7 protein-coding genes and 1 pseudogene are annotated in these 8584 nt (G+C 75.1%); all 8 read left to right on the forward strand.

The window, feature by feature from the left end; genetic code table 11:
- A pseudogene (locus AB0E83_RS34165) lies at positions 1 to 277 on the forward strand (hypothetical protein); the annotation flags it as partial.
- Positions 278 to 377: 100 nt separating this feature from the next.
- Complete coding sequence (locus tag AB0E83_RS34170) at positions 378 to 1013, forward strand: class F sortase (protein WP_362120509.1); 636 nt, start codon at positions 378 to 380, stop codon at positions 1011 to 1013.
- Between the two features lie 79 nt (positions 1014 to 1092).
- Entirely contained in the window at positions 1093 to 1740 is a 648-nt protein-coding gene (locus tag AB0E83_RS34175; RefSeq protein ID WP_362120511.1) for a PH domain-containing protein, read from the forward strand.
- Positions 1741 to 1881: 141 nt separating this feature from the next.
- Positions 1882 to 2253 carry a DUF1508 domain-containing protein gene (locus tag AB0E83_RS34180; protein ID WP_362120513.1) on the forward strand — a complete coding sequence of 124 codons (372 nt, stop codon included), beginning with the start codon at positions 1882 to 1884 and terminating at the stop codon, positions 2251 to 2253.
- Positions 2254 to 2331: 78 nt separating this feature from the next.
- Positions 2332 to 3375, forward strand: a complete 1044-nt coding sequence (gene pstC, locus AB0E83_RS34185; RefSeq protein ID WP_362120515.1) for a phosphate ABC transporter permease subunit PstC — start codon at positions 2332 to 2334, stop codon at positions 3373 to 3375.
- 13 nt (positions 3376 to 3388) lie between these two features.
- Positions 3389 to 4630, forward strand: coding sequence for a phosphate ABC transporter permease PstA (gene pstA / locus AB0E83_RS34190; protein ID WP_362120517.1), 1242 nt, complete (start codon positions 3389 to 3391; stop codon positions 4628 to 4630).
- Positions 4627 to 6468, forward strand: a complete 1842-nt coding sequence (gene pstS, locus AB0E83_RS34195; protein WP_362120518.1) for a phosphate ABC transporter substrate-binding protein PstS — start codon at positions 4627 to 4629, stop codon at positions 6466 to 6468. The genes pstA and pstS overlap by 4 nt, the downstream gene beginning before the upstream one ends.
- The coding region (locus AB0E83_RS34200) for a hypothetical protein (protein ID WP_362120520.1) at positions 6465 to 8584 on the forward strand (2120 nt) is incomplete at its 3' end. The genes pstS and AB0E83_RS34200, both read left to right, overlap by 4 nt.

Genomic DNA, 8584 nt, shown 5'->3' on the forward strand with positions numbered 1-8584 from the left:
CACCCCCGCGGGCGACCACACCGCACCCCCCAACCCCAACCCTAACCTCCGCTGCGTGTGCCCCCTCCCGCCGCCCCCCCCGGGGGGGGCCGCGGCCGCCGCCCCGCAGGGCGGCCAGACCTCCGTCGTCCCGCGGGGCGGGGTCGCGGCCGGCGCCGAGTTCGCCGCCGGGGACGGCTCCGCCGCGCCGGTCGCGGCCGGTGCCGCCGCCTCGCTGGCCGCCGCCGGGCTCGGCCTCGTGGTCCTGCGCCGCCGCCGGGCCGCCGGCCGCGTCTGACCCGCTCCGCGCCCCCGACCCGAGCCGGAGCACCATCCCGAGGCCGGCCGCCGCGTCCCGCGCGGCGGCCGGCCGCACCCCGTCCCGTCCGGAGCCTCCCGTGAACCGTCGCCGCGCCCGCCTCCGCACCGCCTCCGTCCTCCTCCTGGCCCCGCTCGTCGCGCTCGCCGGCTGCTCGGCCGCCGGGAACGGGCCCGCGGCCACCCCGCCCGCCCGCGTCACCGAGACCGCCGCGCCGGCCCCGTCGGGGAGCGCCGCCCCGGTCCGGCCGCTGGCCCGCTCGCTGCCGGTCCGGGTCCGGCTGCCCGCCGCCGGGGTCGACGCCCGCCCGGTCCTGGAGCTCGGCCTCAACGCCGACGGCACCGTCGAGGTGCCCTCGGTCGCGGACGCCGACCGGATCGGCTGGTACGGCAAGGGCGTCACGCCCGGAGAGACCGGCCCCGCCGTCCTCATCGGCCACTTCGACACCGCGCGCGGCCCGGCCGTCCTCAAGGACGTCGCCGCGGTGCGGGTCGGCGACGAGGTCACCGTGACCCGCGCCGACGGCACCACCGCCGTCTTCCGCGTCCGCGAGCTGGAACAGGTCGACAAGGACGCCTTCCCCACCGAGAAGGTCTACGGCGACACCCGCCGCCCCGAGCTGCGGATCATCACCTGCGGCGGCGCGCTCGTCGACGGCCACCGGCCGGACAACATCATCCTGTACGCGGACCTCACCGCCACCCGCCCCGCCTGAGCCCGGCCCGCCCGCGCCCGCCCCGCCCGCGAGCGGGGCGCCCGAGCCCCCCGGCACCTCCTGAGGCAGAATCGGCGGCATGACGACCCCCGAGCCGGCCCCCGGGCCGACCCCCGAGCCGACCTCCGCCGACCGTGTCTTCCGCTCCTCCTTCGGCATCGCGGGAGGCGTCTTCCTGCTCGCCCTGGCACTCGTCGTCGTGATCGACGCGGTGGTGCGCGGCGAGGGCCGGGCGCCCTGGCTGGCGCTGGCCGGGCTCCTGCTCGCCGTGCCGCTGATCGTCGCCTTCACCCTCCGGCCCGCCGTGTACGCCAACGAGGACCGGCTCCGGATCCGCAACCCCTTCCGCGCGATCCTGCTGCCCTGGGCCTCGGTCGCCGACGTCCGGGCCGGCTACTCCAGCGAGGTCTTCACGCAGGAGGGCGCCAAGTACCAGCTGTGGGCCGTGCCCGTCTCGCTGCGGCAGCGGAAGAAGGCCGCGCGCCAGGCCGCCCGCGCCTCCCAGGACGACCCCCACGGCCGCACCTCGGTCACCGCCGACGTCCGGGACTCCGCCGCGCGCGTCGCGGCCGGCGACCAGAACGTGGCCGACCTGCGGGAGATGGCCGAGCGCCACCGGGGCCGGCCCGGGGCGCAGGGCGCGCCGCAGATCCGCTGGGCGTACGAGATCATCGTCCCGGCCGTGGCCGGCCTGGTCCTCCTCGTGGTGCTCGCCGCGACCGGCTGACCGGCCGCCCGCACCCCCTCACCCCGCCGGTGTCCTAGGGGCAACGGCGGGGTGAAGCATGTCCTCCCCGGTTGGTTTAGCGCCCAACGATCCCGGCGGCGTCAATAGATTGCCCGTGCCGAGACTGTGGGGGTGGGGGCAATGACCAAGGGCACCGGTGTGTCCGGGACGCGTTGTCTGGTCGACGTCAGAGCCGACGGACGCTACGGCTGGCGGCTCGTCGCGCAGAACGGACGGGTGGTGGCCCGCTCGGGGCAGCGCTTCGCCGACCACGCCGCCTGCCGGGCCGCGTTCGCGGCGCTGTGCGCGGGGCACGCCGGCATGGGGGGCGGGGTGCAGCACACCGCGGGCGGCAACGGCTGGGTCTGGCTGCTGCGCGACGCCGAGGGCCGTACCGCCGCCCTCTCCGGGAGGGCGTACGAGCGCCACTCCACCTGCCGCTCCTCCTACGAGCGCTTCCGCTCGCTGCTGGCCGCCGAGGCCGCGCAGTGGGCCTCGACCGCCTTATGGTGAACGGAAGTTGCCTCGCGGGCGCCTCTCGTTCACACGGCGCGCCGCACCCGTCAACCGGGCGGGACTTACGTCCTTCCCGTGACGACCGAGACGACCGACCCGACCGCGCCGCCCGGCGCCCCCGACGCGCGGCCCGACCTGCCGCCCGACACGCCGAGACGGCTGCACGCCGACCCCGGCCCCGCCGACCGGGTCTTCCGCGGCGTCGCCCGCACCGGCGGCGGCCTCGTCCTCGCCGTGATGCTCCTCGTCGGCGGCTTCCTGCTGCACCGCGCCTGGCAGGCCCTCGACCGGGCCGGCGGCTCCTTCCTCACCACCGAGAACTGGGAGCCCGACGCCGGGAACTTCGGCATCGCCGCCGTCCTCCTCGGCACGGTCCTCATCGCCCTCGTCGCGATCGTCGTCGCCGTGCCGCTCGCCACCGGCGCCGCGCTCTACATCTCCGAGTACGCCCCGCCCCGGCTGCGCCGCACCCTGATCTCCACCGTCGACCTGATGGCCGCCGTGCCCTCCGTCGTCTACGGCCTGTGGGGGGTGTTCTGGCTGGAGGAATCGATCCTGCCGATCGCCCGCTGGATCTCCGCGTACTTCGGCTGGATCCCCTTCCTCCGCGTCGACGGCGCCGACCCGGACGACCCGCTCGCCCCGCCCACCGTCTACACCTCCTCCACCTTCGTCGCCGGGCTCGTCGTCGCGATGATGGTGGCGCCGATCATCTGCTCGATCATGCGCGAGGTCTTCTCCCAGGCCCCCGCCGGCGAGCGCGAGGGCGCGTACGCGCTCGGCGCCACCCGCTGGGGCATGATCCGCTCCGTCGTCCTGCCCTTCGGCAAGGGCGGCATGATCGGCGGCACCATGCTCGGCCTCGGCCGCGCCCTCGGCGAGACCATCGCCGTCTACATGGTCATCTCGCAGGTCTTCACGATCCAGTGGCACGTCCTCCAGACCGGCACCAGCTCGGTCTCCTCGCTCATCGCCCTGCGCTACGGCGAGGCCACCGCCTTCGGCATGTCCGCCCTGATGGCGGCCGGCTTCGCGCTCTTCGTCATGACCCTGATCGTCAACTTCGCCGCCTCGTCCATCGTCGCCCGCAGCCGCTCCGGCGCCACCAGCGACGCGTAACAGGGGAGACCCCATGACCATCGCCCCGGAGCGGGCGGCGCCGCGGCCGCCCGTCGAGCAGGCCCCGCCGGCCGGCCCCGAACGGCGCCGCGCCACCGGCGGCCCGCGCCCCACCGACGTGTACGCCGTCCTCGGCGCCGCGGCCGCCGCCCTCGCGCTGACCTGGCTGCTCTTCGCCCGGCTGCTGCCCTTCACCGGCACCGTCGGCTTCGTCCTCGTCGCGTACGCCCTCTTCCTCGGCCTCTACGCCCTGCTGGTCTCCTTCGACGAGGACGGCCCCGCCGTCCGCGACCGGATCGCCGGCGTCGTCGTCCGCACCCTCGGACTCGTCCTCCTCGCCGTCCTCGTCTTCGTCGTCGCCTTCACCCTCTGGGAGGGCCGCGAGGCCCTCGTCCACCTGAACTTCTTCACCGAGGACATGAGCCTCGCCGGGCCCCTCGAACCGCTCGACACCGGCGGCGTCCTGCACGCCGTCGTCGGCACCCTCGAACAGGTCGGCATCGCGCTCGTCCTCACCGTCCCCGCCGGCGTCGTCTGCGCGGTCTTCCTCAACGAGGTCCCCGGCCCCTTCGCCCGCCTGGTGCGCACGATCGTCGAGGCGATGACCGCGCTGCCGTCGATCGTCGCGGGCCTGTTCGTCTACGCCACCGTCATCCTGGCCCTCGGCATGGAGCGCTCCGGCCTCGCCGCCGCCCTCGCCCTCTCCGTGATGATGCTGCCGATCATCATCCGCGCCTCGGACGTCGTCATCCGGCTCGTCCCCGGCACCCTGCGCGAGGCCTCGTACGCCATGGGCGCCTCCCGCTGGCGCACGGTGTGGCACGTCGTGCTGCCCACCGCCCGCTCCGGCCTCACCACCGCCGTCATCCTCGGCACCGCCCGCGGGGTGGGGGAGACCTCGCCGGTGCTGCTCACCGCCGGTTTCACCGCCGAGCTGAACGCGCTGCCGACCTCCGGCGCCCAGGTCTCCCTGCCGCTCGCCACCTTCGAACTCGTCAAGTCGCCCGAACCGAACATGATCGCCCGCGGTTTCGGCACCGCCGCCGTGCTGATGCTCCTCGTCCTGCTGCTCTTCGTGCTCGCCCGGATCGCCGGCGGGCGCGGCCCGGGGCAGCTGACGAAGCGCCAGGAACGGCGCAGGGCCGCCGCCTCCCGCGCGGACGCGGCCCGCTTCGCCGCCTCCGGCCCGGCCGGGGCCGCCGCCGGCGAAGCCCGTACCGCCCTCCGATCCGTCCCCCCGAGGAGCACGTCGTGAGACCGCCCGTCCCGCTCACCCGCACCCTCCTGGGCCTGACCACCGCGCTCTGCGCGCTGCTCGCCCTCCTCGCGGGCCCGCCCGCGGCCCAGGCCGCCGGCTACACCAAGATCACCGGCTCCGGCTCCACCTGGAGCTCCAACGCCGTCGAGCAGTGGCGCCGCAACATCGGCGCCAACATCGGACTGACCGTCAACTTCAACGCCAACGGCTCCTCGCAGGGCCGCGAGCAGTTCAAGAACGGCACCGTCGACTTCGCCGTCTCCGAGATCCCCTACGGCCTCACCGACGGCGGCGCCACCGACGTGCCGCCGCGCCGCGGCTACGCCTACATGCCGATCGTCGCCGGCGGCACCGCCTTCATGTACAACCTCCGCATCGGCGGCCGCCAGGTCACCAACCTGCGCCTCTCCGGCCCGGTCCTCGCGAAGATCTTCACCGGGCGGCTGACCATGTGGAACGCGCCCGAGATCAAGGCCGACAACCCCGGCCTCACCCTCCCGGCCCGCCGGATCGTGCCCGTCGTCCGCTCCGACGGCTCGGGCACCACCGCCCAGTTCACCACCTGGCTCGCCAAGGAGCACGGCGCGGTCTGGAACGACCACTGCCGCCGCGCCGGCCGCTCCACCCCCTGCGGCATGACCTCCTACTTCCCGGTCGTGCCCGGCACGACCACGGTCGCCAAGTCCGGCTCGCTCGGCGTCTCGGCCCACGTCCGCCAGCCGCAGGGCGAGGGCGCGATCACCTACGTCGAGTACTCGTACGCGATCAACGCGCACTTCCCGGTCGTCAAGGTCCTCAACCGGTCCGGCCACTACGTCGAGCCGACCGCCCAGGCGGTCGCCGTGGCCCTGCTGAAGGCCCGCATCAACACCGACCGGTCGTCCCCGGACCACCTCACCCAGATCCTCGACGACGTCTACCGCTCGCCCGACTCCCGCGCGTACCCGCTCTCCAGCTACAGCTACATGATCGTCCCCACCTCGCAGACCGCCCCGCACACCACCGAGAAGGGCCGTTCGCTCGGCACCTTCGCCCGCTACTTCCTCTGCGAGGGCCAGCAGCAGGCCGAGGAGCTCGGCTACTCGCCGCTGCCGAAGAACCTCGTCCAGGCCGGCTTCGACCAGGTCCGCCGCATCCCCGGCGCCCCCACCGGCGCCGTCGACCTCTCCTCCTGCCGCAACCCCACCTTCTCCGCCGACGGCACCAACACCCTCGCCAGGAACGCCCCGCGGCCGAAGGACTGCGACCGGCAGGGCCCGCGGCAGTGCGCCGACGGCACGGGCGGCGCCCGCGGCACGGCCACGCCGGTCGCGGGCGGAGGCGGTACGGGCGGCGGTCCGGCCTCCGGCGGGACGGCGTCCGGCGGCTCCGGCACCACCGGCACCACCGGGGCCGGTACGGGCGGCGGCACGGGCGGCGGCTCCGGCGGCGCCGCCACGGGCGGAGGCCCGGGTCCGGGCGCCGGAGCGGGTACGGGACCGGGTACGGGCTCCGGCGCGGGCGGCACCGGAGCGGCCGACGCCACCGGAACCGGCGGGTCCACGGCCGGCACGGCGGCGGGATCCGGCTCCGGCGGGGCCGTCGTCGACCCCGACACCGGTGAGATCCTCACGGACGGCGGCGCGGGCGCGGCGGGCGGCGACACCGGGGGCGGCGCCTTCGGCGGCGGCCCCGTCGCCGGCACCCCCGTCACCCTCGCCGCCGACACCGGCGCCGGCCTGCGCGGCCTGCTGATGGTCCTCTCGGCCTTCCTGCTCCTCGCCACCGTCATCGTCCCGCCGCTCGTCGGCCGCTTCATGACGAACCGCGCCGCACGCCGGGGAGGCACCCGATGAAGCACGGACGCGCCCGCGCCACGGGCCTCGGCGCCCTCCTCGCCGCCCTCGTCCTCGCCCTGCTCCCGCTGCCCCGGGACCCCTCCGCGGCCGCCGCGACCGGCCCCGGGAGCTCCGCCGTCACCAAGCGCGGCACCAAGGGCCCGCACGACGACTTCTCCGGCCTGGAGGTGACCGTCCACCAGACGAGGAACCTGCGGGGCCAGGGCCTGCGGGTGACCTGGAAGGGCGGGAAGCCGACGCAGGGCACCGCCACGGACTACCTCCAGATCATGCAGTGCTGGGGCGACGACCCGGCGGGGCCGAAGCGGGAGCAGTGCCAGTACGGCGCCTCCCGCATCGGCCCCGGGAACGGCAACTACGGCTCGTTCATCGCCCAGCGGCTGATCCCCGTCGGCTCCGACCCGCTGGAGACGGAGTACGACGAGCCGATCCCGTACCCGGGCGTCCCCGGGCAGACGACCGACCCCTTCGTCCCCTTCACGCCCGTCTCCGGCCCCGCGACGACCTCGCTCAACGACTGGACCTACTTCAACCCCAGCGACACCAACGAGGAGAACTTCGCCCGCACCCAGGTCGACGGCACGGGCGAGACGGCCTTCAACCTCCAGACCACCCGGGAGGCCCCGCACCTCGGCTGCGGCGACCCCGTCGGCACCGGAGCGGCGGCCCGCGGCCGGAGCTGCTGGCTCGTCGTGGTGCCCCGGGGCTCCCACGAGCCGGACGGCTCGACCGGCAACAACGGGCGCCCGCACACCTCGCCGCTGTCCACCACCCACTGGAACCAGCGGATCGTCTTCCCCCTCGACTTCCTGCCCGTCGGCGACCCCTGCCCCACGGACCGGACCGAGCGCCGCACGAGCGGCTCCGAGCTGGTCACGGACGCCGTCACCTCCTGGCAGGCGGCCCTCTGCTCCGGCGGCGCCACCCGCTTCACCTTCACCCAGCGCGGCGAGGAACTGACCCGCTCCGGCCTGCTGTCCCCGACGTCCACCTCACCCGGCCTCGGCTTCACCGTCGAACCCGTCCCGGGCGGTGAGAAGGCGGGCTTCGTGCACGCCCCCGTAGCCGTCAGCGCCCTCACCGTCGGCTTCTACTGGGAGGCCGACCGGATGGGGCTCGTGAAGGACCTGAAGCTGAACCCGCGGCTCCTGGCGAAGCTGCTGACCGCCTCGTACCCCTACGACGTGCGCGAACTGACCGACAAGGCGCCCGTTCCCGACCACCTGAAGGGAAATCCGGAGTCCATCGTCAAGGACCCGGAATTCCTGAGGCTGAACCCGGAATTCGAGCGCGTCCCCCAGGCCGTCATGAACTATCCCGGCGGAATTCTCCTCTCCGCCGAGCGCTCGGACGTCGTGCGCGTGGTCTGGAAATACCTGGGCGGCGACAAGGAAGCGCGCGCCTTCCTCGAAGGGAAACCCGACCCCTGGGGAATGAAGGTCAATTCCCACTTCGAGGACCTCGCGCTCGCCACGGCCGGCGGCGACGACTTCCCCAAGGCCGACCCGACCCTCACCGAGCTGACCGACCTGACCGGGGAGAAGCGCATCGCCTACGGGCTCCTCGACCGCTCCCCGTACGCGAGCGACATGCACGACGTCGCCCGGTGGGTCCGGCGGGGCACCAACGGGTCCAAGGACGACGCGAACCTCGACCCGCTCTCCGGCGAGCTGAAGCTCGTCACCGCCGACGTCCTGCCCGGCGCCCGCCGGGCCTACGGCCTCACCGACGCCGCCTCGGCCGCCCGCTACCAGCTCCAGGTCGCGGCCCTGCCGAACGCGGACGGCACCTACGTCCTCCCCACGACGAGCGCCATGCTCGCGGCCGTCGAGCAGTTCGGGGACTCGTCCGTGCCCGGCGTCCTCGCCCCCGACCCGGCCGGGACGCGGAAGGGCGCCTACCCGCTGACGGTGGTCGGCTACGCCGTGGCCTCCACCGGCCTGCCCGCCGACGCCCGCAAGGACTACGCGCGGATGGTGCGGTACGCGGCGGGACCCGGTCAGAAGCAGGGGGTCGCCCCCGGCGAACTGCCGCCCGGCTACGCGCCGATGCCGGCGGAGCTCAAGGCGCGGGCGGCCGCCGCGGCCGACCGGCTGGAGCGCGGCGCGCCGCC

The organism is Streptomyces sp. NPDC035033 (assembly GCF_040636735.1).
In the GTDB taxonomy this organism is placed as follows: Bacteria; Actinomycetota; Actinomycetes; order Streptomycetales; family Streptomycetaceae; genus Streptomyces.